At 65.6% G+C, this 20,752-nt stretch carries 17 protein-coding genes; 11 read left to right on the forward strand and 6 right to left on the reverse strand.

Translation table 11 applies throughout. The annotated features are described in order from the left end of the window. Positions 1–16: 16 nt before the first annotated feature. The 3 genes from ACQRBR_RS10305 to ACQRBR_RS10315 form a co-directional block, all read right to left on the reverse strand. On the reverse strand, positions 17–1,582 hold the full coding sequence (locus ACQRBR_RS10305; RefSeq protein WP_427812923.1) for a sigma-54-dependent transcriptional regulator: 1,566 nt from the start codon (positions 1,580–1,582) through the stop codon (positions 17–19). Beyond that, entirely contained in the window at positions 1,564–2,691 is a 1,128-nt protein-coding gene (locus tag ACQRBR_RS10310; RefSeq protein ID WP_427812924.1) for a sensor histidine kinase, read from the reverse strand. The genes ACQRBR_RS10305 and ACQRBR_RS10310 overlap by 19 nt, the downstream gene beginning before the upstream one ends. A gap of 79 nt (positions 2,692–2,770) precedes the next feature. Further along, the gene (locus ACQRBR_RS10315) at positions 2,771–3,754 is read right to left on the reverse strand and encodes a YIP1 family protein (protein ID WP_427812925.1); all 984 of its coding nucleotides are present in this window, start codon (positions 3,752–3,754) and stop codon (positions 2,771–2,773) included. A gap of 280 nt (positions 3,755–4,034) precedes the next feature. On the opposite strand from ACQRBR_RS10315, the gene ACQRBR_RS10320 reads away from it, so the two are divergent. The 8 genes from ACQRBR_RS10320 (at position 4,035) to ACQRBR_RS10355 (ending at position 10,845) form a co-directional block, all read left to right on the forward strand. Then, positions 4,035–5,276, forward strand: a complete 1,242-nt coding sequence (locus ACQRBR_RS10320; protein ID WP_427812926.1) for a sodium:calcium antiporter — start codon at positions 4,035–4,037, stop codon at positions 5,274–5,276. A 234-nt stretch (positions 5,277–5,510) separates the two neighbouring features. Next, the gene (locus ACQRBR_RS10325; protein ID WP_427812927.1) at positions 5,511–6,266 is read left to right on the forward strand and encodes a DUF3298 domain-containing protein; all 756 of its coding nucleotides are present in this window, start codon (positions 5,511–5,513) and stop codon (positions 6,264–6,266) included. Next, positions 6,263–6,577: a hypothetical protein gene (locus ACQRBR_RS10330; RefSeq protein ID WP_427812928.1), complete on the forward strand. Its 315-nt coding sequence runs from the start codon at positions 6,263–6,265 to the stop codon at positions 6,575–6,577. Before ACQRBR_RS10325 ends, ACQRBR_RS10330 begins: the two co-directional genes overlap by 4 nt. Before the next feature lie 300 nt (positions 6,578–6,877). Next, positions 6,878–7,606 (forward strand): SDR family NAD(P)-dependent oxidoreductase, encoded by a 729-nt coding sequence (locus ACQRBR_RS10335; protein WP_427812929.1) that lies wholly within the window; start codon positions 6,878–6,880, stop codon positions 7,604–7,606. After that, positions 7,606–8,004 (forward strand): acyl carrier protein, encoded by a 399-nt coding sequence (locus ACQRBR_RS10340; protein ID WP_303879215.1) that lies wholly within the window; start codon positions 7,606–7,608, stop codon positions 8,002–8,004. The genes ACQRBR_RS10335 and ACQRBR_RS10340 overlap by 1 nt, the downstream gene beginning before the upstream one ends. Then, positions 8,004–9,218, forward strand: coding sequence for a beta-ketoacyl-[acyl-carrier-protein] synthase family protein (locus tag ACQRBR_RS10345; protein ID WP_427812930.1), 1,215 nt, complete (start codon positions 8,004–8,006; stop codon positions 9,216–9,218). Before ACQRBR_RS10340 ends, ACQRBR_RS10345 begins: the two co-directional genes overlap by 1 nt. Continuing rightward, positions 9,215–9,688, forward strand: a complete 474-nt coding sequence (locus tag ACQRBR_RS10350) for a hypothetical protein (RefSeq protein ID WP_427812931.1) — start codon at positions 9,215–9,217, stop codon at positions 9,686–9,688. Before ACQRBR_RS10345 ends, ACQRBR_RS10350 begins: the two co-directional genes overlap by 4 nt. Continuing rightward, a complete protein-coding gene (locus ACQRBR_RS10355; protein ID WP_427812932.1) occupies positions 9,649–10,845 on the forward strand; it encodes an aminotransferase class I/II-fold pyridoxal phosphate-dependent enzyme in 1,197 nt (398 codons plus the stop codon). Before ACQRBR_RS10350 ends, ACQRBR_RS10355 begins: the two co-directional genes overlap by 40 nt. 430 nt (positions 10,846–11,275) lie before the next feature. Here ACQRBR_RS10355 and yedF read toward each other — a convergent pair whose 3' ends face one another. Beyond that, entirely contained in the window at positions 11,276–11,887 is a 612-nt protein-coding gene (gene yedF, locus ACQRBR_RS10360; protein ID WP_427812933.1) for a sulfurtransferase-like selenium metabolism protein YedF, read from the reverse strand. A gap of 705 nt (positions 11,888–12,592) precedes the next feature. On the opposite strand from yedF, the gene ACQRBR_RS10365 reads away from it, so the two are divergent. The 3 genes from ACQRBR_RS10365 to ACQRBR_RS10375 all read left to right on the forward strand — a co-directional run bounded on the left by ACQRBR_RS10365 (position 12,593) and on the right by ACQRBR_RS10375 (position 15,848). Continuing rightward, positions 12,593–13,546, forward strand: a complete 954-nt coding sequence (locus ACQRBR_RS10365) for a hydrogenase small subunit (RefSeq protein ID WP_006008216.1) — start codon at positions 12,593–12,595, stop codon at positions 13,544–13,546. Positions 13,547–13,558: 12 nt separating this feature from the next. After that, entirely contained in the window at positions 13,559–15,244 is a 1,686-nt protein-coding gene (locus tag ACQRBR_RS10370; protein WP_297137997.1) for a nickel-dependent hydrogenase large subunit, read from the forward strand. A 97-nt stretch (positions 15,245–15,341) separates the two neighbouring features. After that, positions 15,342–15,848, forward strand: a complete 507-nt coding sequence (locus ACQRBR_RS10375) for a HyaD/HybD family hydrogenase maturation endopeptidase (RefSeq protein ID WP_321126786.1) — start codon at positions 15,342–15,344, stop codon at positions 15,846–15,848. Between the two features lie 439 nt (positions 15,849–16,287). Here the strand turns inward: ACQRBR_RS10375 and queD are convergent, their stop codons facing one another. Together queD and dnaE are read right to left on the reverse strand one after the other, a co-directional pair. Beyond that, the gene (gene queD, locus ACQRBR_RS10380) at positions 16,288–16,692 is read right to left on the reverse strand and encodes a 6-carboxytetrahydropterin synthase QueD (RefSeq protein ID WP_427812934.1); all 405 of its coding nucleotides are present in this window, start codon (positions 16,690–16,692) and stop codon (positions 16,288–16,290) included. Positions 16,693–16,902: 210 nt separating this feature from the next. Beyond that, positions 16,903–20,376, reverse strand: coding sequence for a DNA polymerase III subunit alpha (gene dnaE, locus ACQRBR_RS10385; protein WP_278900727.1), 3,474 nt, complete (start codon positions 20,374–20,376; stop codon positions 16,903–16,905). Between the last annotated feature and the right edge of the window lie 376 nt (positions 20,377–20,752).

Consider the following 20,752-nt stretch of genomic DNA (forward strand, 5'->3'; position numbering starts at 1 on the left):
GTTTGTCCCGCGGCTTTCATTCGTCGCTGATGCGGGTCTCGATCTTCAGACCGTATTTTTCCATGCGTGCCAGCAGGGTGGGGCGGGAAAGACCCAGCAGGCGCGCCGCCTGCGAGCGGTTGCCCCGGCACTGGCGCAGGGCCTCGCGCACCACGGCCCTGCCCATGATGTCCATGCAGGTGTCGAAGGGCGAAGGATCGCCGGACTGGAGGCAGGCCGTGACGATACTGGCCAGGCTGCGCTGTTCGTCGTTGTGAGGTACACCGGCAGGGGCCGGGGCGTCTTCGACAGGAGCTTCCCCTTCGTGGAAGCCGTTCCCGGTGCCGATGGGGGAGCGGCGTGCGCCCGAGGCAGGGCCGGTATCGCCGTTGCCGTTGATGCTGAGGGCCGCTGCGGAGGAATGCGTTGTCGGGGAATCCAGCACCAGCTGCAGGTCGCGGATGCTCACCGGGGCTCCGCTGTTGAAGACCAGGGCCTTCTGCAGGGCATTGGAAAGTTCGCGCACGTTGCCGGGCCAGTCCAGACCGGCCAGATAGCGCAGAGCCTCTTCTTCCAGACCGGGGTCGGGCCGGTGCAGCTCGGCGGCCTGCCGGTGCAGCAAAAAGGCCGCCAGGGCCGGGATATCCTCGCGGCGTTCGCGCAGCGGCGGGGTCCAGAGGGTCACCACCTTGAGGCGGTAGTACAGGTCCTCGCGGAAGCGCCCGTCGGCCACGGCCTGCTCCAGATTGGCGTTGGTGGCGGCGATGATGCGCACGTCCACGTCGATGGAGTCATGCCCGCCCAGACGCTGGATCTGTTTTTCCTGCAACAGGCGCAGCAGTTTGGCCTGGATGCCCGGCGGCATGTCGCCGATCTCGTCCAGGAAGATGGTGCCGCCCGCGGCTTGTTCGATGCGGCCGATGCGGCGGTGCTGCGCGCCGGTGAAGGCCCCGCGTTCATACCCGAAAAGTTCGCTTTCCAGCAGGGTGTCGGGGATGGCCACGCAGTTGATGACCGAGAACGGACGGCGGGAGCGCGGACTGTAACGCCAGATGGCATTGGCCACCAGCTCCTTGCCCGTGCCGGATTCGCCCCGGATCAGCACCAGGGCATCGGTGGGCGCCACGCGGCCGATGGCCTTGTACAGCTCCTGCATGGGAGGCGTATGCCCCACCAGGCGGATGTCGTCCTCTTCGCCCAAAGATTCCTCGGCGGACTGGGCCTCGTGGCGGCGCTGGCTCTCGCCCGCGGCCAGGGCCCGTTGCAGCAGCTCCAGCACCTGCGGGATGTCGAAGGGCTTGAGCATGTAGTCGAAGGCCCCCAGCCGGGTGGCTTCGATGGCGGTCTCGGTGGTGGAATAGGCCGTCATGATGACCACCGGCGGACAGCCCTCCAGGGCACGCATCCGCTTGAGCGCTTCCAGACCGTCCATGCCGGGCATGCGCACGTCCATGACCACGCATTGCGGCATCTTTTCCCGCATGAGGTTCAGGGCCTCCTCGGCCGAGGCGGCGGTGCGCGTTTCGTAGCCTTCGGCGTCCAGCAGGCGCTGGAAGCCCTGACGCAGGTGGTGGTCGTCGTCGACTATGAGGATCTCAGCCATACGTCGTCCCCCTTGCGGACAGGCAGTACTATGACGAAGCTGGCCCCGTGTCCCGGTGCGTTGTGCAGGTGCAGCCAGCCGCCGTGTTCTTCAAAGATGCGCCGGGCGATGGGCAGGCCCAGGCCCGTACCTTCCACCTTGGTGCTCATGAAGGGCTGGAAGATGACCTCGTGCAGCTCTTCGGGCACGCCGGGGCCGCTGTCCTCGATGCGGATGACCACCACGGGCCCCAGCGGAGCCAGGCGGCCGCGCTCTTCGCTGATGCGCACTTCCCCGTCGGTACCGGCGGCTTCGCAGGCGTTGATGATAAGATTGGCCAGGGCCTCGCGCAGCTGTTCGGCATCGCCGTCCACCCGCGGCAGGGGCGCGTGGCGCGTGCGGCGCAGGGTCACCTTGTAGGCTTCCATGCGCGGTTGCAGCAGGATGAGGGTGCGGTCCAGCACCTCGCTCATGTCCAGCGGCTCTTTGCTCAGGCGCGGACGGCGCGAAAATTCCAGAAAGTTGCTGGTGATGGCTTCCATGTGCCGCACGGCCTCGTTCATGGCCTGCACGTCTTCCTGCTGGGCCGGGGAAAGCTCCATGCCTCGGGTAAAGGAGAACAGGCGCAGCTTGAGGCCCGTCAGCGGGTTGCGGATGGAGTGGGCCACACCGGCGGCCAGCTTGCCCACCAGGGCCATCTTTTCGGTCTGGCGCAGGTTTTGGCGCAGGTTCTCGTGGCTTTCCTCAAGGGCCAGGCGGGTGCGCTGCATGTTCTCGTGCATGCGGCGGATGCGGCAGGTGATGGCGGGTACGGGCGAGCCCTGCGGCATGCGCCCGTCGGCATCGGGGCCCAGTTCGCGCAGGGCCGTGAGCAGGGGCAGATAGATGCCGCGCCACAGGCATGCGCCCAGGCCCAGCAGCAGGAGCAGGGCAAACAGCAGAAGGCACATGAGGATGCGCTGGCGCGTGCCCAGCGGCCAGGTAAAGATGTCGATGCACAGCCAGATGCAGAGCAGCAGGCACAGGGCCAGGACGATGCCCCCCGGCAGCAGCAGCCGGGTGAGGTCGAAACCGTTTTTTTCTCCAGGAGCGGGAACGTCCTGAACGGGCTGGGAAGGGTTTTCGTTCATGGGTGGCACGGGCGGAGGGTGGAAAAGGCCCGCGCTGGCGGCAGCGGCGGGCCCGGAAAACGTCAGGGGCGGTACAGGGCTAGAGCATCTGCATCACCTGCAGGAGCAGGAACATCTCCAGCAGGAAAACGGGCGCGTAGCCCAGCAATGTCTGGCTCCAGTCCAGGCGCAGCACGGTCTTGTAGCCCACAAGGGTGCAGGCCAGGCTCCAGACCAGGCCGGTGAGCGCTCCCAGCACGGGGATGACGCACAGCAGCATGGGCGCCGAACCATAGGCGCTGACCTGGAAGATCAGGTCGAATTCCGGCTTGTCGCGCAGGATGAGCCGGTACATGAGATAGAGCAGGGCGCTTTGCACATACAGTTGCAGGGTCACGAAGGCCACCTGCTTGAGCACGAACAGGGGCATGCTCTCATGGATGGCCAGGGTGCTGGCCATCATCTGCTGCATCTGCGGGTCCATGCCGCCGTCCACGAGCATGGAGGTCATGCCGCGCATCCAGAGCAGCTGCACCACGGAAAGGATGACGCTGACGATCAGGTAAAAGCTCAGGGCGCGCAGGGAGCGGCGATGCGGGCGCAGGCAGCTGAAGAAGGCCGGCGCGCCGAACATGATGCGCGTGGCCGTACGGTAAAAGGCCACCATCCAGCCCGAAGGCGCGGGCGCCACGTCCCAGGGGTTGCCGGAAGGCAGGCCGGGGCGGTCATCGTCGGCGTCGTCCCGGAAGTCATCTTCAAGCGGCTCATCGTCTGCCTGCGGCTTGGGCTCCTCCTGCCGGTCACGGGGCCGGAAGGGCGGGATCTCCTCGCGGGGATCTTCGCGGCGGCGGGCCCCGCCTTCCCCATCATCCCCCATGCCGGGGATGATGGCGCCGGGGGGCAGGTCGCTGGCCGCCGGGGCGGCGTCATTGCGGACGGGCGAAAGCTGCTCGCTGCTGCCATCCTGGGGATGGAAGCGGAAGCGGCAGGAACACTGGGGGCAAGTGGCGATCACCGAATGCGCCGGAGCGCGATCGGGAGGGAAAGGACGGCTGAAACCGCATTGAGGGCAGATGATGTTCATGACGCTACTCATAGCAGAGAGGCATCTGCCCTGCAATCCGGGGAACGGCCACAGGGCGGAAAAGGCGGATTCAGGCTTGACAGGCGGAGAGAGAGCAACTATTTTGTCCGCACCTAAGGGGAGTAACTGGGTCCTTGAGACCCTGGCAGCATCAACAGCCTGACATCACGTCTGGTGCTGCCGTTGGCCCTGCCGACTAGTGAGACCTTGGCCGCATGACTGCATGCAGCCAAGGTCTTTTTTTTTTGTGTAAAACCCAAACCCCGCCAAGGAGACCGTCATGTCTTTGCGCGACCTGCGTCCCTACCTTCTGGCTATCCTCATGACCTTGCCGGGCCTGGCTCTGCGCCTTGCCCCTGCGGACGTTTCCCCCATGCTGGTGGCCGTACTGGCCGGCCTGGCCATCCTGGGCGCGTCCTTCCTGCTGACCTGGGCCTGCGAAGTGGCCCAGCTCGACATCCCCCAGGCTGTGGCCGTGGCCGTGGTGGCCTTCATCGCCGTGCTGCCCGAATACGCCGTGGACATGTACTTTACCTGGATGGCGGGCCAGCATCCCGAAAGCGCCTACTCGCATTACGCCATCGCCAATATGACGGGCGCCAACCGGCTGCTTATCGGTATCGGCTGGACGGCCATCGTGCTGATCTTCGCGGGGCGCTTCCATAATTATGTGGCTCTGCACGAAGAGAAGCGTACCGATATCCTCTTCCTGGGCATGGCCACCCTCTATGCCCTGCTGATCCCGCTCAAGGGCTCCCTGACCCTGTTCGACGGCGTGGTCTTCCTGGGCATCTATGTGGGGTACATGTGCATCATCGCCCGCCGTCCCTGTGAGGAAGAAGAGCCCGAAGGTCCGGCGGCCACCCTGGCCAAGCTTTCGCGTCCCGCCCGCATGCGGGCCGTGGCCGGTCTGTTCCTGTTCGCGGCCCTGGTGATCCTGTTCAATGCCGAACCCTTCAGCGAAAGCCTGGTGGCCAGCGGCAAGATCCTGGGCATCAACGAATTCCTGCTGGTGCAGTGGCTGGCGCCCATCGCTTCCGAAGCGCCGGAATTCATCGTGGCCCTGATGTTCGCCTTCCGCGGCAACGCTGGTCTGGCCCTGGGCAGCCTGCTGTCCTCCAAGCTCAACCAGTGGACCCTGCTGGTGGGCATGATCCCCGGTGTCTACGCCGTGTCTTCCGGCGGCACCACCCCCATCAACCTGGACCCGCATCAGTTCCAGGAGATCTTCCTCACGGCCGGTCAGTCCATCTTTGCCGTGGCCCTGCTGCTGGATCTGCGTCTGGGCCTGCGCGAGGCGGCGGCCCTGCTGGTGCTCTTCCTGGCCCAGCTGTTCTCGCCCTTCTATGACGTGCAGCTGGAAGCCCTGCTGGGCCTGGCCCACGACCCGCTGCGCCTGCACAACTTCTATGCCTGGACGTATCTGATCCTGGCGGGCCTGCTCCTGCTGCGCCACTGGCGTCTGGTGGCCGAGCTGCGCTACGGCTTCCACGTCAAGGTCCGGGATATCGTGCATCATTAAGGTCTTGCCTCCGTCTGGAGGAAAGGCTCCGTACGGCCGGTCTTCCCCCTGTCCGCGCAGGGTCGGCAGACCGGCCTTTTATTTGCTCCCGCAAGGCTTGACAGGGCCGCGGGAGCTCTCTACAAGCAGCTTGCGGCGCCATGCCGCGATCTCTTTTTCCGTCGTCTGGGGGGTATGATGTTCAGCTCTGGGAATCTCCGTCATCTGTCGGGATCCTGTTGCCGGTCCGTTCGCATGGTCGCGCTGGCGGCCCTGCTGTCGTGCTTTGCACTGTCTCCTGACCTGTGCTCCACGGCCAGTGCTGCGCACGGGCACGGCACCATGCTGGCCGATTCCCGCCCAGAGCCTGCCCTTGCCCCCATCTCCGTCACGGATTGCAACCTGCGCCGAGTTTCCCGTCCGGGCAAGCCGGACATCACCATCACCTACCCCATGCTGGGCCGTAAGGACGTAGACCGCGACGTGGCCGACTGGGTGGAGCGCATCGCCTCGACCTTCGAGGCCGAGCTGGCGCCGCTGGCTCTGGAATGGCAGGAGCAGGAACTCCCGCCCTGCGAGCTCATGGGCTCCTATACCCTGACGCGCCCCTCGGCCAATGCCCTGAGCATCGTCTTTGAGATCTGGACCTACACCGGCGGCGCGCACGGCAACCTGGATGTGATCCCGCTGACCTATAGCCTGCTTTCCGGTCAGCGTCTGGGACTGGTGGATATCTTCGAGAACGTGGACAAGGCTCTGGAGATCATGTCCGCCGTGTCCCGGAAGGAACTGTCCACCCGTCTGGGCGGCGGCCGGGTGGACAGCATGATCCACGACGGCACCGAGCCCCTGACGGACAATTTTTCCGCGCTGGCCCTGGTGCCCGGCGGGGTACGTGTCTACTTCCAACCTTATCAGGTGGCTCCCTGGGCCGCGGGGACGCAGCGCGTCTTCATCCCGCTGGAAAAGCTGGCTCCGGCCGGTCCCCTGCATCTGCTCTGGGGCGAATGATGCCGCCCCTGGAGGCCGTGCTGCGCTTTCCCGGCCATGCGCCCTTGCTGGCCGACCATTTTCCCGGTGCGCCCCGTGTGCCCGGTTCCTGCCTTTTGGAAGCCATGCGCCGGGCCGTGGAAGAGGCCTTCCCGTCCCGTCGTGTCTGTGCCGTGCGCCGGGCACGCTTTCGTCATTTCGTCCTGCCTGACAGCGACCTGCTGTGCCGTATGGAGCCTGAAGATGCGGGGGATGTCCTGCCGTCGGAGGTCCGTTGCCGTCTGCTGCACGGCGATGCCTGCCTGGCCGAAGCCGTGTTCTCTCTGGAGTGAGGAGAAGGCAGCCCTATTTTTAAGGGGATCTTACCGAAGGGAACGAAAGACGCTTAGGGAAAGTTCCCTTTTCGCCTTCAGGTTCTCCCATCTCCCCGCAAAAAATTTTCTTCCGGTCATTGGCGGTCCTGCGCTGCGCAGAGCGGACGCGCGGCTGGCTGTCTCCCGTTTTTGTCGTAAGCTCGATGGGCCTTATGCCCGGCGCATCTTCAGGCTTTCTCCCGGCCTGTCCATGCCCTGGCGCAGGCCGTGTGCGGCAGGGCCCTTGCGTCCGGGCCGCTTTTTTTTCACTATGCGGCCATGCGATTGACGTTCCATGGTTCTGTCCTCATCCTTGGCGGCAGCAGCGAGCTGGGCCGTGCTCTGGCGCTGGCGCTACGTGCCGAAGGGGCGCAGGTCTGCTGTGTCTGCCGTGATGATGCAGGCTGCGTCCGCTGCGCGCAGGACGGCCTGCCCGCCCTTGTCCTTGCCGATCCCGAGACCCTGCCCGCCCGCTGTGAAGCCCTGCTGGGCCGGCCGGTGGGGCATCTGGCGGATCTGCTGCATTCCCGTTTCGAACAGCTGGTGGCCATGGCGGCCCCTGAAGCCATAGAACGCTGGGCGGATGATGACATCGCCCTGCGGGCCCGCTGCCTGCGTGCCGTGAGCCGGGCCATGCTGGCCCGCCGTTTCGGCCGTTGTGTCTTCGTCTCGTCCAGTGCCGCGCAGCGGCCGTCGCCCGGGCAGGGCTGGTACGCCGCGGCCAAGCTGGCCGGTGAGGGCCTGTACCGCAGCCTCGGCGTGGAGCTGGCCGGACGCGGCCTTAGCGCGTGTTCCGCCCGTCTGAGCTGGCTGGATGCCGGACGCGGGCACGAATTTCTTTCCCGCCACGGGCAGGTGGCCCGTGCCATGCCCGCCGGGCGCTGCCTTGGCCCGGACGATGTGCTGCCGGGCCTGTGCTTCCTGCTGTCGGCGGAGGCCGCGGCCATCAACGGCAGCGTGGTGACTCTTGACGGGGGCCTCGGGGCCCTCAAACTCCCGGAGCTGTGATGCGATACGACGAGATCAGCCTCAAGGTGCGCGAGATCGTGGCCCATCTGTTCGAGCGCGATGCCGCGACCCTGAGCGACGATACCCTGCTCATGCAGGATCTGCCCTGTGAATCCATCGACCTGCTGGAAGTGAGCGTGCAGCTGGGCGCCACCTTCCATATTTTTGTGGACGAGGAGCGCGCCTTCCTGCGTTCCCTGCGTTACCAGCTGGCCGGCGCCCCGGATGCGGCCGCCTTTTTGCGCGAGCATTACGGCCATCTTGACGAAGCGCGGCGGCAGCAGCTGGCCGCCTATTATACGGATGCCGACGGCATGGCCCTGCAATCGCCCCTGACCCTGGGCGACATCGCCCACTGGGTGGAACAGGCCCTTGAGGCCACACGGCAGGGGGCCTGATGGCCGTGCCTGAGCGGGTCGTCATCAGCGGTGCGGGCTGCTGCACGGCGCTGGGCCATGATCTGGACGGCGTGGCCCGCAGCCTGCGCGAGGGCCGTGATGCCTTCCGGGCCTCCGGCGCGCTGGAAGGGCTTTCCGTCTGCCCGGCGGAAGACTGGGGCCAGGATGGGGCCCGGCAGCAGTTTGAAGGCTGGCGGCATCGCCATTACCTGAACCGGGGCAGCCGGATGGCTGTCCTTTCTGGCCTGCGCGCCCTGCGTGATGCCGGGTTGGATGCGGGCCTGCCCGCCCGTTCGCACATCATCGCCGCCGTGGGCCCCATGCTGGACGTCACCGGAGAACCGGGCCTGCCGCCGCAGGATACCGCGACGCTGGGCGCGCTCTGGCTGCTGCGCTGGCTGCCCAATACCGCCGCCGGGGCCCTGGCCCGTTTTGCCCGCTGCCATGGCGAGGCCCTGACCGTCAACGCGGCCTGCGCCTCGGCCTTGCAGGCCCTGGGCGAAGGCTGGCGGCGCATACGCTTCGGTCTGGCCGACGCCGTACTGGTCGCGGCCGGGGACAGCCGCCTTTCGCTGGGCGGCCTGCTGGGCTATCACAAGGCCCGGGCCCTCAGTCTTTGTGCGCCCGGTACGGGCCCGCGTCCCTTCGACATGGGCCGGGACGGCTTCGTGCCCGGTGAGGGCGGCGCGGCCTTCGTGCTGGAGAGCCTGTCCTCGGCGCAGGCTAGGGGCGCCCATGTCCATGCGGAGATTCTGGGCTACGGGGCGTCCGTGGATGCCGAGAGCCTGACCGCGCCCGAAGCACGGGGGACCTGGGCCGAACTGGCCGTGCGGGGTGCTCTGGAAGAGGCGGGCCTCGATGCCGCCGGACTGGGCTGGCTTTCGGCCCACGGCACGGGAACGCAGCTCAACGATCAGGCCGAGAGCCTGCTGTGGGAACGCCTGCTGGGCGATGTTCCCGGCGGCCCGGCCGTCATGGCCTTCAAATCCTGGCTGGGGCACGGTTCCTCGGCCTGCGGGGCGCTGGAGCTTTGCTGCGCGCTGGCAGCCTGGCGTGACGGCAGGATGCCGCCCGTGCGCCATCTGGAGCGGCCCTGTTCCGCCCGTCTCGACTTCGTGCGGGAGCCCCGTCCCTTCCCGTCCTCCCGCGGCCTGCTGGAGAATTTCGGCTTCGGTGGCCAGAACGCCGCCCTTGCCGTGGATCTGCGGCCATGACCACGGATTTCTTTCTGGATGCGCCGTCGCCCTTCGTCCTGCTGGATGCGGCCCGGGCCATGGACTCCCCACCGGGGCTCACGGCCTGGCGCCGTTGTGAGGGCGTGCCTTTCTGGCAGGTGCTGGAGGCCGCCGCGCAGGCGGCTGCCCTGCAGCAGCGTGTGGCGCGGGATTTTTCCTGCCATGCCTTCCTGCTGTCCGTGGAACGTGCCCCGTGGCCTGCCGGGCCCCTGTCCGGCACGGCGCGGCTGGACGTGCGGGTGACGGCACAGGGCGGCAGTGTGGCGGCCTCGCTGGTACGCGTGCGGGGCCTTTGCGGGCCTGGGGGCCCTCTGCCGCCGCTGGAGCTGGAACTGCGCGTGGGCCTGGTGCCCTATGATGCCTCTTTTTCCCGTGAACTGCTGGAGAGCCGCTACAGGGAGCTGTACTCATGTCTGTCCCGCAACGCCGAAGCCTTTATGACTGTCTGAACGATCGCCTGCGCGCCGATGCCCGTCTGGGCCTTGCCCGCGATAGCGCCGCCATGGCCGGGGGAGCCGCCGGGCCGCTGTTGCGGCGAAACGGCCGGGAGTACATCTCCTTCATGAGCAACGACGGTCTGGGCCTTGCCGCCGATGCGCACTGGCAGGCGCGGGTGGCTGCCTGTTTTGCCGCCGATGCGCCGTCGGCCTCGGCCTCGCGTCTGGCCGGGGGCCGCAGCGATGTGGTTGACCAGGCCTGCCGGGCCGTGGCCGATTACTTTGGTTTTGCGGAATGTCTGTTTCTGCCCAGCGGTTATCAGGCCAATCTGGCCTGTGTGACCACCTTGCTCCAGCAGGGGCAGGAGGCCTTCGTGGACCGGCGTTGCCATGCCAGCGTCATGCGGGCCCTGCCGCTGGCCGGGGCGCGCATCCGGGCCTGGAACCATCTGGACTATGACCATCTGGAGCGCCTGCTGTCCTCCCTGCCGCCGGACGCGCCGCAGCCCGTGGTCATGGCCGAGTCCCTGTACAGCATGGACGGCGCGGCCCTCGATCTGGAACGCATGGCGGCCCTGCGTCGCCGGTACGGATTTTTCCTCTGTGTGGACGAAGCCCATGCGCTGGGTGCCCTGGGCCCCGGCGGACGCGGACTGTGCGCGGCGCAGGCCCTGCGGGATGGTGGCCGGGCCCCGGCCGATCTGGTGGTGGGCACGCTGGGCAAATCGCTGGGCCTGTGGGGCGCGTTCCTGCTGCTGCCCCGGGGCTTCACGCCCCTGTTCGAGCATCTGGCCTCGGCCATCATGCACAGCACGGCCCTGCCGCCCGCCCATGCGGCCTGCATGCTGGCGCTGGTGGAGGAGCTGCCGCGTCTCGAGGAGCGACGGCGTACGCTGGCCGCGCGCGTGGCCTTTTTCCGTCAGGCCCTGACGGAACGAGGGCTGCCGGTCATGGGCGATGCGCACATCTTGTCCGTGCCCGTGGGCGATGAGGCGCGCTGCCGCCGTCTGGCCGCCTGTCTGGCCGAGAGCGGTGTGCTGGTGCTGGGCGCCCGCTGGCCCACCGTACCGCGAGGGCAGGCCCTGCTGCGTTTTGGCCTCACCGCCCGTCATACGGAAGAATTGCTGGCCCGCACGGCTAAGGTGCTGGCCGAGGTATGGGAAGAGTAGGATATGGCGGGGGAGGAAGGGACCCTTTTGGAAAAGGGGCCCTTCCTCCCCCGCACCCCCTCCATCCTCCGAAAACTTTTGTTCTGGTCTGGCCGGCAGGTCCCCGGCGTTGCGCTGCGGGGAGGGCTATCGTCTTCTGACCGGAGTACAGGGACTTCAGAGGAAAAGAGGGTTTTGAAGGGAGCACCGCTTCGCTGGCTGCGGTCTGCGGCAGGGGATACGCGGCCGAGACCGGCAGATATGCGGGAAGAAGAAAGGGCTCGTCCCATGAGGGAACATACTGGCGAGGCCGGGAAATTTTCAGATGGCCTGCCTTGTTGCAGGGGGCAAGACGTAAAAAAAGAGGAACGCTGTGGAGCGTCCCTCTTTTTTTATGCCTCATGCGCGGGCAGGGAAAGGAGCTTTCCCGCACGGCCCGCAGGCGTTGCGGTCAGGGCCGGATGACCTTGTCGGCCAGGGAAAGGCTGGTCACCACGTCCATCATGTTGGTGGTCTCGCCCACCTGCTTGGCTTCCAGCAGGTTGAAGAAGTTCAGGCAGGTCCCGCAGACAAGGATGCTGACGCCGTTGCTTTCCAGCTGCTTCAGGGTATCCAGGCACTTGCCCTCTGTGGCCGCCAGCTTGACGCCGCCGTTGAGCAGCACGATGCGCCACAGGGAGGCCCCCAGTTCGGGCAGGCTGGCCAGGAAGTTTTCCATCAGGCGGGCGCCCAGTTCGTCATCGCCGCGGCCCAGGGTATCGGTGGTGATGAGGACCAGGGTCTTGCGGCTTTCCGTGTCCGCTGCCGGAGCGGCGGCCGGGGCCTGTTCCGGGGCGTCCACCTGTGTGGCGCTGCTCAGGCCGTGCACTTCCCACAGGGCGTTTTCGGGCTGGTTGACGCTGACTTCAAAGCCGCTGCGGCGCAAAAAGCGGCTCACGTTCTCGCTGGCGGCAGCGTTGTCCACCAGGACGAGCAGCTCCTGCGGCCGTCCCTGTTCCAGGGCGTCGCGGGTGCGCATCACAGGCTGGGGGCAGGCAAGGCCCCGACAATCCAGAGTTTTCATCCATATCCTCCTGACGGTTTCGTTCCGGCATCATGCCGGTGGTGCCAGTATGCCAGATGCGGCAGGCAGGGTCGAGAGGGGAGCGGCACCGGCAGGATGCCACACGTTGGGGCGGCATGACGGGCGGATGTTGCCCTGATGGGGGACGGCAGGGGAGGTTTTCCCGTAAGTGGCGTGCAAGCTCTTCTGACGTGTTTGTCTGGCCGCAGCTTTCCCCGCCTGTTTTGGGGCGGCCAGGGCAGGCCGCAAACGTTGCCGGAGCAAGGGGAAAAGAAAAATTTTTTCCAGCCCTGGCGAGCGCTCATGCGGTCGGGGAGGCCCAGTCCACTGCCGGAAAAGCTGCGGGGTGGTTGACCAGATGCCGGTGGCAGGGTAGGATGACTGCCAATGGCGGAATTCTCCGCCGCAAGGAGGCATCATGTTCATTGTCCGTTTGTGAAGTAGCCGGCTGAAGACGCGGGTTCGCGTCATTTCCGGCTGCGGCGCGGGCAATGGATGGCATGCCCACGCATAATCCCTCCCATTCCTTCCCCTCGCCGCATACTCCCCATTCGACCATGCATGGCCTTGGTCGTCCTTTGCTGTGGCATGCACCTCATGCAGTGGACGGCAGTCGGGGGAAGGCTCCGTGGCTGGAGCCTTCCATTTCATCTTGTGCGGTCTTCATCATTCTCGTTTATCTCATCCTGCAGACAGGAGGCACGTATGCGTATTGCCGTTGGTCTGGGCAAAAAAGGTGGGGAGGAACGTCTGGCGCAACAGGGCGTCAGCCGTCGTGATTTTTTGAAATTCTGCACGGCCGTGGCCGTGACCATGGGCCTTGGGCCCAGCATGGCTACGGAAGTGGCCGCGGCGCTGACCAATCGCCGCGCCTCCGTGGTCTATCTGCACTGCGCTGAATGCACGGGCTGTTCCGAGGCCCTGCTGCGCACCTGCAAACCCTTCCTCGACACCCTGATCCTGGACACCATCTCCCTGGATTATCACGAAACCATCATGGCCGCCGCGGGCGAAGCCGCCGAGGCCGCGCTGGAACAGGCCATCAGCAATCCTGAAGGCTTCATCTGCGTGGTGGAAGGCGCCATCCCCACGGCCATGGACGGCAAGTACGGCTATGTGGGCGGCCACACCATGCTGGACCTGTGCAAGCGCGTGCTGCCTAAAGCCAAGGCCGTGGTCACCATGGGCACCTGTGCCGCTTACGGCGGCGTGCAGGCCGCCAAGCCCAATCCCACCGGCTCCGTGGGCGTCAATGACTGCTTCGCCAAGCTGGGCATGGACGTGAAAGCCATCAATATCCCGGGCTGCCCGCCCAATCCCCTGAACCTGGTGGGCACGCTGGTGGCCTTTTTGCAGAACAAGGAGATCAAGCTCGACGATCTGGGCCGTCCGCTCATGTTCTACGGCCAGTCCGTGCACGACCTGTGCGAGCGCCGCGTCCATTTCGACGCGGGCGAGTTCGCGCCCTCCTTCGATTCCGAGGAAGCGCGCAAGGGCTGGTGCCTGTACGATCTGGGCTGCAAGGGCCCCAGCACCTACAACAACTGCCCCAAGGCCCTGTTCAACGAGACCAACTGGCCCGTGCGGGCCGGACATCCCTGCATCGGTTGCAGCGAGCCCAATTTCTGGGATGACCTGTCGCCTTTTTACCAGAACTAGGGAGCTGCCAGCATGAGCCAAGTTATGAAAACGCCCCAGAGCAATTTCTCCGGCCCCATCGTCGTTGACCCGCTGACCCGTATCGAAGGCCATTTGCGCATCGAGGTGGAAGTGGAAAACGGCCGCATCAAGGATGCCCGCAGCTGCGGCACCCTGTATCGCGGTCTGGAAGTGATCCTCAAAGGACGCGACCCCCGCGATGCCCAGCACTTCACCCAGCGTACCTGCGGCGTGTGCACCTACACTCACGCCCTGGCCTCCACCCGCGCCCTGGAAGACGCCATGGGCCTGACCCTGCCCGCCAATGCCACCTATATCCGCAACCTGGTGCTGGGCCTGCTGTTCATGCACGACCACATGGTGCATTTCTATCACCTGCACGCCCTGGACTTTGTGGACGTGACCGCCGCCCTCAAGGCCGATCCGGCCAAGGCCGCGGCGCTGGCCTCGTCCATCTCGCCCCGCAAGGCTACGGCCGATGACTTCAAGGCCGTGCAGGCCCGCCTGAAGGCCTTTGTGGACAGCGGCCAGCTGGGTCCCTTCACCAACGCTTATTTCCTGGGCGGGCATCCGGCCTATTATCTGGATCCCGAAGCCAACCTCGTGGCCACGGCCCACTATCTGGAAGCCCTGCGCGTGCAGGTCAGCGCCGCCAAGGCCATGGCCGTGTTCGGCGCCAAGAACCCGCATCCCCAGTTCCTCATCCCCGGCGGCGTGACCTGTTACGAATCCCTGACGCCCGAGCGCATCAAGGAATTCCGCGACCTGTACCTGCAGGCCCGCAAATTCATCGAAGAAGTCTACATCCCCGACCTGCTGCTGGTGGCCGGTGCCTACAAGGACTGGGCCGCGCTGGGCTGCGGTTGCCGCAACTTCATGGCCTTTGGTGAATTCCCCGAAGTGGGCGGCGAGCGCGACATCACCAAACGCTGGCTCAAGCCCGGCGTGCTGCTGGACGGCAAGCTGGATACCGTGCATCCCTTCGATGCCGGCAAGATCGCCGAGCATGTGCGTCACAGCTGGTACGAAGGCGAAGAGGCCCGCGCCCCCTACGACGGCGAGACCAAGCCCGCCTTCACCCGCATGGGCGATACGGACCGTTATTCCTGGCTCAAGGCGCCGCGCTATGACGGCCTGGCCATGGAGACCGGCCCGCTGGCCCAGATGCTGGTGGCCTATGCCCAGGGGCATGAAGCCGTGAAGCCCGCGGTGGACAAAGTGCTGTCCGCCCTGGGCGTGGGGCCGGAAGCCCTGTTCTCCACCCTGGGCCGCACCGCCGCCCGCGGCGTCGAGACCCTGGTCATCGCCCAGCAGGTGGAAAAGTGGCTGGCCGAATACGAAGCCAACATCGCCGGCGGCGACAAGAAGATCGCCATGGAATGCAGCGTGCCCAGGGAAGGGCGCGGCGTGGGCTTCGTCAATGCCCCGCGCGGCGGCCTGTCGCACTGGCTGCGCATCGAAGACGGCAAGATCGGCAACTTCCAGCTGGTGGTGCCCACCACCTGGAACCTGGGGCCCCGGGACGCCAAGCATGTGCTGAGCGCTGCCGAACAGGCCCTGGTGGGCACGCCCGTGGCCGATCCCAAGCGGCCTGTGGAGATCCTGCGCACCATCCATTCCTTCGACCCCTGCATCGCCTGCGCCGTGCATGTCATCGACGGCGAGACCAATCAGGTGCACGAGTTCAAGGTCCTGTAATCCGTATCCGTTCACTGGGGGAAGGGCTGTCCGCAAGGGGCCCTTCCCCTTTTTTCATGCGCCGTCCGCCGGGACGGCCGCCATCCGAGGAGGCTCCATGAGCGAGACTGTGGCCGTTCCCCGCGTGCTGATCATGGGCGTGGGCAATATCCTGCTGCGTGACGAAGGCTTCGGCGTGGCCGCCGTGAACTATCTGGAAAAGAATTACCATTGGCCGGAGAACGTGCGCTTGCAGGAAGGGGCCACACAGGGGCTTCTGCTCATGTCCGAACTGGAGGAGTGCGACCTGCTGGTGGTGCTGGACGTGGTACTGGGCGGCAAGGAGCCGGGTACGGTCTATCTGCTGGAAAACGAGGATCTGAGCCGCAGCCTGAGCTTTCAGGGCTCCATGCACCAGACGGATCTGCTCCAGACCCTGCAGGTCTGCGAGCTGGCCGGGTGCCGCCCGCAATGCCTGGCCTTCGGTCTCCAGCCCTTTGACTGGCGGACCATGCAGGTGGGCCTTTCGCCCGAGGCCGAGGCCATGCTGCCGGTCTTTGCGGAAAAGGTGGTGGCCGAACTGGCCCGGCGCGGCATCGTGGCCCGCCGGAAAGAAACGGCCTGAGTGGAGTACCTGGGGAAAATCCCTGCCATCCAGTCCAGCTTTTGTTGCGAGCGCTTCGTTCGGAAGCGGCAGCGCATGAAAAAAGCTCCCTGAAAAGGGAGCTTTTTGCGTTCTGTGGCAGAAAAAACACACTGCGGACAGGCGCATATCGTCCGCAGGGAAGGGTGGAAAAGTACAGGGCAGAGAAAAGAGAAGCCTTGTTCGTCTGCGCTGTCGCCTTGCCGGTGTCTTGAGACGTCCCTTGCCTTGCGCCTGACGCATTTCCGCCTGGGGCGCGCTTTCCCTCCCGCACGACAGCGGCAGGGACCTTCCAGCGCGACCGGAAGAAAAGTCTTCGGGAGGAAGGAGGGGGGCGGGGGAGGAAGGCATCCCTTTTTCAAAAGGGACCCTTGCCTCCCCTGCCATAACAGGCCCGGCGACGACAGCCGGACCGGCAAAACTAGTCGTCCAGTTCCAGATAGGTGGCGGTCTGCGCACCCTTTTCGCTGACGCTGACGCTGTGGACGCGCACAAGACAGGCGCTTTCATCGGCGGCCAGACGGCGGGCCACGTTCTGGAAGATGTGACGGGAGATGTTCTCCGACGAGGGATTGAGGCGGTCGAAGGGCGGCACCTCGTTGATGATCTGATGGTCGAGGGCGGACAGCTCTTCCTTGAGGGCGCGCTTGAGGACCTTGAAGTCCAGCAGCAGCTCCACGTTCTCGGTGAGTTTGTCGCCTTCCACGGTCAGCTCCACGGCGAAATTGTGACCGTGCAGGCGTTCGCACTTGCCTTCGTAATGGCGCAGGGCGTGGCCTGCGGAAATCTCGTCACGCACCGTAAGGCGCCAGATCTTCTTGGACATATCCTTTCCTTTGGCTGTTCTGGCCAGCCAGGGTTCATTCGTGATCCTTTCCCGGAGGGATACCGTTTCGGGAAGGTCTGTGGCCTGTCCTCCCTGGCCGTCGCATATCCTGGCCGGATAAAGCGCATTTGGGGGAGGATAGGGGGCCCGGGGGGAAGGAACCCCCTTTGGGCGCCAGCTAAAGGGGGTTCCTTCCCCCCGGAAACGTTTTTACCCGGCCCAGGCGGCCAGGGCCCTGTCCAGTTCGGGGCCGGGACTGACGCGGAACTGCGGCCCCAGCGTAAGGTGGCAGCGCACGCCGTCCAGCAGGACCATGGCTTCGGCTTCCACATTGCCGGGATGGGCCTCCAGGATGGCCTTGAGGGCCAGGATGTCTTCCTCGCCCAGACGGTGGGCCGGGATCTGCACGCAGATGGGCGTATCGCTCTGGCCGCAGGCCTCGGAAAGCAGGGTCACGCTCTGGCCCAGCAGCTTGACCTCGCGGCTGGTCTCTTCGCCGTCCTCGTCGCTGTCGCGGGTCTCGTCCACCTGGCTGTCCACCGTGGCCCGCAGGCAAAGGGGCTGTTCGCTCTTGAGCAGCTCGCGGGCCTCGGCATAGGCGCGGGGGAAGAAGGTGACCTCGGCATGGCCGGTAAGGTCTTCCACGCCCACGAAAGCCATGCGCTCGCCCTTGGACTTGGTGATGACCTCCTTGAGGCTGACCACCAGCACGGCGGTGCTCAGTTCGGCCTTGGGGTAGAGGTCGCGGGCGTCTTCCAGCGTGGTCAGGCGCAGGCGGCGCATCTCGCGGCTGAAGGGCTGGAGGGGATGGCTGGTGAGGAAGAAGCCCAGGGCCTCTTTTTCGTTTTTGAGGCGCTGGTCCTCGTCCATCTCGGGGATGCCGGACTCGGGGCAGTCGAAGCCGATGCCGGGCTGGGGCTTGGCTTCCACCTGCGGGGCCATGGCCAGCAGGGAGATCTGGTTGGAATTCTTTTCCTTGGCTTTTTTCTGGGCGCGGGTGACCACCGTGTCCAGGGCGGCCAGCAGGGCCGCGCGCGAGACGCCGAAGCAATCGCAGGCGCCGCCCTTGATGAGGGCTTCGAGCACGCGCTTGGTGACCTTGCGCAGATCCACGCGGCAGCACATATCGAAGAGGGAGACGTACTCGCCGTCCTTGCGGGCGTCCATGATCTCGGTGATGGCGCTGTCGCCCACGTTCTTGATGCCGCCCAGACCGAAGACGACCTTGCCCTCGCGGGCCGAGAAGGAACGCTGGCTGGCATTGACCGAGGGCTGCACCACGTCGATGCCCATGTCCTTGCAGCAGGAGATGTACTTGAGCAGCTTTTCCTGGTTGCTCATTTCCGAGGTGAGCAGGGCGGCCATGAACTCCACGGTATGGTGCACCTTGAGGTAGGCCGTGAAGTAGGAGATCTGGGCATAGGCGGCGGAGTGCGACTTGTTGAAGCCGTATTCCGCGAACTTTTCCATCAAGTCGAAGATCTCGTCGGCCTTGGCCTTGTCCACGCCGTTCTTCTGCGCGCCTTCCACGAACTTGACGCGTTCCTTGGCCATGGCTTCGGGCTTTTTCTTGCCCATGGCGCGGCGCAGCAGGTCAGCGCCGCCCAGGGTGTAGCTGGCGATGATCTGGGCGATCTGCATGACCTGTTCCTGATAGACGATGACGCCGTAGGTATCGCGCAGGCAGTCGCTGAGGGACTCGTGCGGATAGACCACGGGCACCTGCCCGTGCTTGCGCTTGATGAATTCGTCCACCATGCCGGAGCCCAGCGGGCCGGGACGGTACAGGGCCAGCATGGCGATGACGTCCTCGAAGCACGAGGGCTTGAGCATGCGCAGGTACTGGCGCATGCCCGAGCTTTCCACCTGGAAGATGCCGTCGGTGTCGCCGCGGGCGTAAAGGTCGTAGGTGGCGGCGTCGGTGAGGGGCAGGTTGTCCAGATCGGGCGGCGTCTTGCCCTGCAGGGTGATGTTGTCCAGGGTATCCTGGATGAGGGTCATGGTCTTGAGGCCCAGGAAGTCGAACTTCACCAGACCGGATTTTTCGGTCATGGGGCCGTCGAACTGGGTCACGAGTTCGCCGCGTTTGCCGGTGTAGAGGGGCAGGAACTCGTCCATGGGCCGGGGCGAGACCACCAGACCGGCGGCGTGGGTGGAGGCGTGGCGCGACAGGCCCTCCAGACGGCGGGCCGTATCCAGCAGCTTTTTGACCTGCGGGTCGGTATCGTACAGGTTCTGGAGGTCGGGCTCGGCTTCCAGGGCCTTGTTGATGGTCATTTTCAGGTCGTCGGGCACCAGCTTGGCGATGCGGTCGGTCTCGGCAAAGCTCATGCCCAGGGCGCGGCCCACGTCACGCACCACGCCCTTGGCCTTCATGGTACCGAAGGTGGTGATCTGGGCCACGCTGTCCTTGCCGTAGGTATCCACCATATGCTGGATGACCTCGGTACGGCGGCGTTCGCAGAAGTCCACGTCGATATCGGGCAGGGAGACGCGCTCGGCGTTGAGGAAGCGTTCGAAAAGCAGATTGTAGGGCAGGGGGTCCAGGTTGGTGATGCGCAGCGACCAGGCCACCAGCGAACCGGCGGCCGAACCGCGGCCCGGGCCCACGGGGATGCCGTGGTCCTTGGCCCAGTTGATGAACTCCTGCACGATGAGGAAGTAGCCGGGGAAGCCCATCTCGAGGATGACCTTGAGCTCGTACTGCAAACGGTCGCGGTAGGCCTGCGGGTCGATGTTGGCGCGGTTGGGGTGCTTCTCCAGGCGGCGTTCCAGGCCTTCCTCGGCCAGGCGGCGGAACTCGGAATCCAGGCTGGCGCCTTCGGGCAGCTTGTAGACCGGGAAATAGTGGTGGCCCATGTCCAGTTCCACGTTGCAGCGCTCGGCGATCTCGGCCGTATTGCTCAGGGACTGGGGCAGATGGCCGAACACGGCCTCCATCTCCTCGCCGGACTTGTAGTAGAGGTCATGGGTGCCGAAGCGCATGCGCTTGGGATCGTCCATGGTGGTCTGGGTCTGGATGCAGAGCAGCACCTCGTGGGCGTCGGCGTCGTCGGCGTTGAGGTAGTGGCAGTCGTTGGTGGCCACGATGGGCAGCTTGAGATGGTCGGCGATCTCCAGCAGGCCCTTGTTGGCGATCTCCTGCTCGGGCAGGCTGTTGGACTGCAACTCCAGATAGAAGCGGTCCGGGTAAATATCGGCGTATTCGCGGGCCAGGGCGATGGCGCCGTCCATGTCACCGGCATTGAGGGCGCGCGGAATCTCGCCCGCGATGCAGGCCGAAAGGCAGATGAGGCCTTCGGAATACTGGCGCAGCATGGCCTTGTCCACGCGCGGCTTGTAGTGGAAGCCCTCCAGATAGCTGCGGCTCACCAGCTTGACCAGGTTGTGGTAGCCCTCGATGTTTTCCGAGAGCAGGATCAGGTGGTTGCGCTTGCGGGCCAGCTCGGAGGTCTTGTCCAGATGGTCGTGGCAGACGTAGACCTCGCAGCCGATGATGGGCTTGATGCCGAAGTCCTTGCAGGTCAGGAAGAATTTGGCCGCGCCGAACAGGTTGCCGTGGTCGGTGATGGCGCAGGCGGGCATGCCGAAATCCTTGGCACGGGAGCAGAGATCCTTGACGCGGATGGCGCCGTCAAGAAGGCTGTATTCGGTGTGGCAGTGCAGGTGCACGAAATCGGACATGCGGGAACTCCGGGCCTCGACGGCCGATGAAGGGAAGAGAAGGCCATACGCGGCCGGGGCGATACGGGACGGCCGTGTCCGGCACCGGAAAGCGGATACGGACGCAGGGCCCGCACACGGCGGAGCAAGAGTATAGCAGGTTCGGGAGTGGGCCTCAAGGCTGGGCTCTGTCCTGTTCCGGGAAAGGGCAACGGCATTTCCCGGTATTTCCCGAAGGCCGGGAGCTGCGCATGCGGCAAGGGAAACGGGGCGGCGATCGGCGGATCGTCGCCCCGTTTTGTATGGGGAGGGGAAAATGTCTGCCCCTGCAGGCAGGCCGCGGGAGTACCGGCGGGTTCGGGCGCGGCAGCGTATGACAGAGGCGGGATATGCCGGC

The sequence above is a fragment of the Desulfovibrio sp. SGI.133 genome (assembly GCF_050313955.1).
GTDB lineage: Bacteria > Desulfobacterota > Desulfovibrionia > Desulfovibrionales > Desulfovibrionaceae > Desulfovibrio.

Coding starts and splice junctions, on each gene's coding strand:
- yedF (WP_427812933.1), bottom strand. CDS start 11,887: ATGAAAACTCTGGATTGTCGGGGCCTTGCCTGCCCCCAGCCTGTGATG.
- ACQRBR_RS10365 (WP_006008216.1), top strand. CDS start 12,593: ATGCGTATTGCCGTTGGTCTGGGCAAAAAAGGTGGGGAGGAACGTCTG.
- ACQRBR_RS10375 (WP_321126786.1), top strand. CDS start 15,342: ATGAGCGAGACTGTGGCCGTTCCCCGCGTGCTGATCATGGGCGTGGGC.
- dnaE (WP_278900727.1), bottom strand. CDS start 20,376: ATGTCCGATTTCGTGCACCTGCACTGCCACACCGAATACAGCCTTCTT.
- ACQRBR_RS10355 (WP_427812932.1), top strand. CDS start 9,649: ATGTCTGTCCCGCAACGCCGAAGCCTTTATGACTGTCTGAACGATCGC.
- ACQRBR_RS10315 (WP_427812925.1), bottom strand. CDS start 3,754: ATGAACATCATCTGCCCTCAATGCGGTTTCAGCCGTCCTTTCCCTCCC.
- queD (WP_427812934.1), bottom strand. CDS start 16,692: ATGTCCAAGAAGATCTGGCGCCTTACGGTGCGTGACGAGATTTCCGCA.
- ACQRBR_RS10345 (WP_427812930.1), top strand. CDS start 8,004: ATGGCCGTGCCTGAGCGGGTCGTCATCAGCGGTGCGGGCTGCTGCACG.
- ACQRBR_RS10330 (WP_427812928.1), top strand. CDS start 6,263: ATGATGCCGCCCCTGGAGGCCGTGCTGCGCTTTCCCGGCCATGCGCCC.
- ACQRBR_RS10370 (WP_297137997.1), top strand. CDS start 13,559: ATGAGCCAAGTTATGAAAACGCCCCAGAGCAATTTCTCCGGCCCCATC.
- ACQRBR_RS10325 (WP_427812927.1), top strand. CDS start 5,511: ATGGTCGCGCTGGCGGCCCTGCTGTCGTGCTTTGCACTGTCTCCTGAC.
- ACQRBR_RS10310 (WP_427812924.1), bottom strand. CDS start 2,691: ATGAACGAAAACCCTTCCCAGCCCGTTCAGGACGTTCCCGCTCCTGGA.
- ACQRBR_RS10335 (WP_427812929.1), top strand. CDS start 6,878: ATGCGATTGACGTTCCATGGTTCTGTCCTCATCCTTGGCGGCAGCAGC.
- ACQRBR_RS10340 (WP_303879215.1), top strand. CDS start 7,606: ATGCGATACGACGAGATCAGCCTCAAGGTGCGCGAGATCGTGGCCCAT.
- ACQRBR_RS10320 (WP_427812926.1), top strand. CDS start 4,035: ATGTCTTTGCGCGACCTGCGTCCCTACCTTCTGGCTATCCTCATGACC.
- ACQRBR_RS10350 (WP_427812931.1), top strand. CDS start 9,215: ATGACCACGGATTTCTTTCTGGATGCGCCGTCGCCCTTCGTCCTGCTG.
- ACQRBR_RS10305 (WP_427812923.1), bottom strand. CDS start 1,582: ATGGCTGAGATCCTCATAGTCGACGACGACCACCACCTGCGTCAGGGC.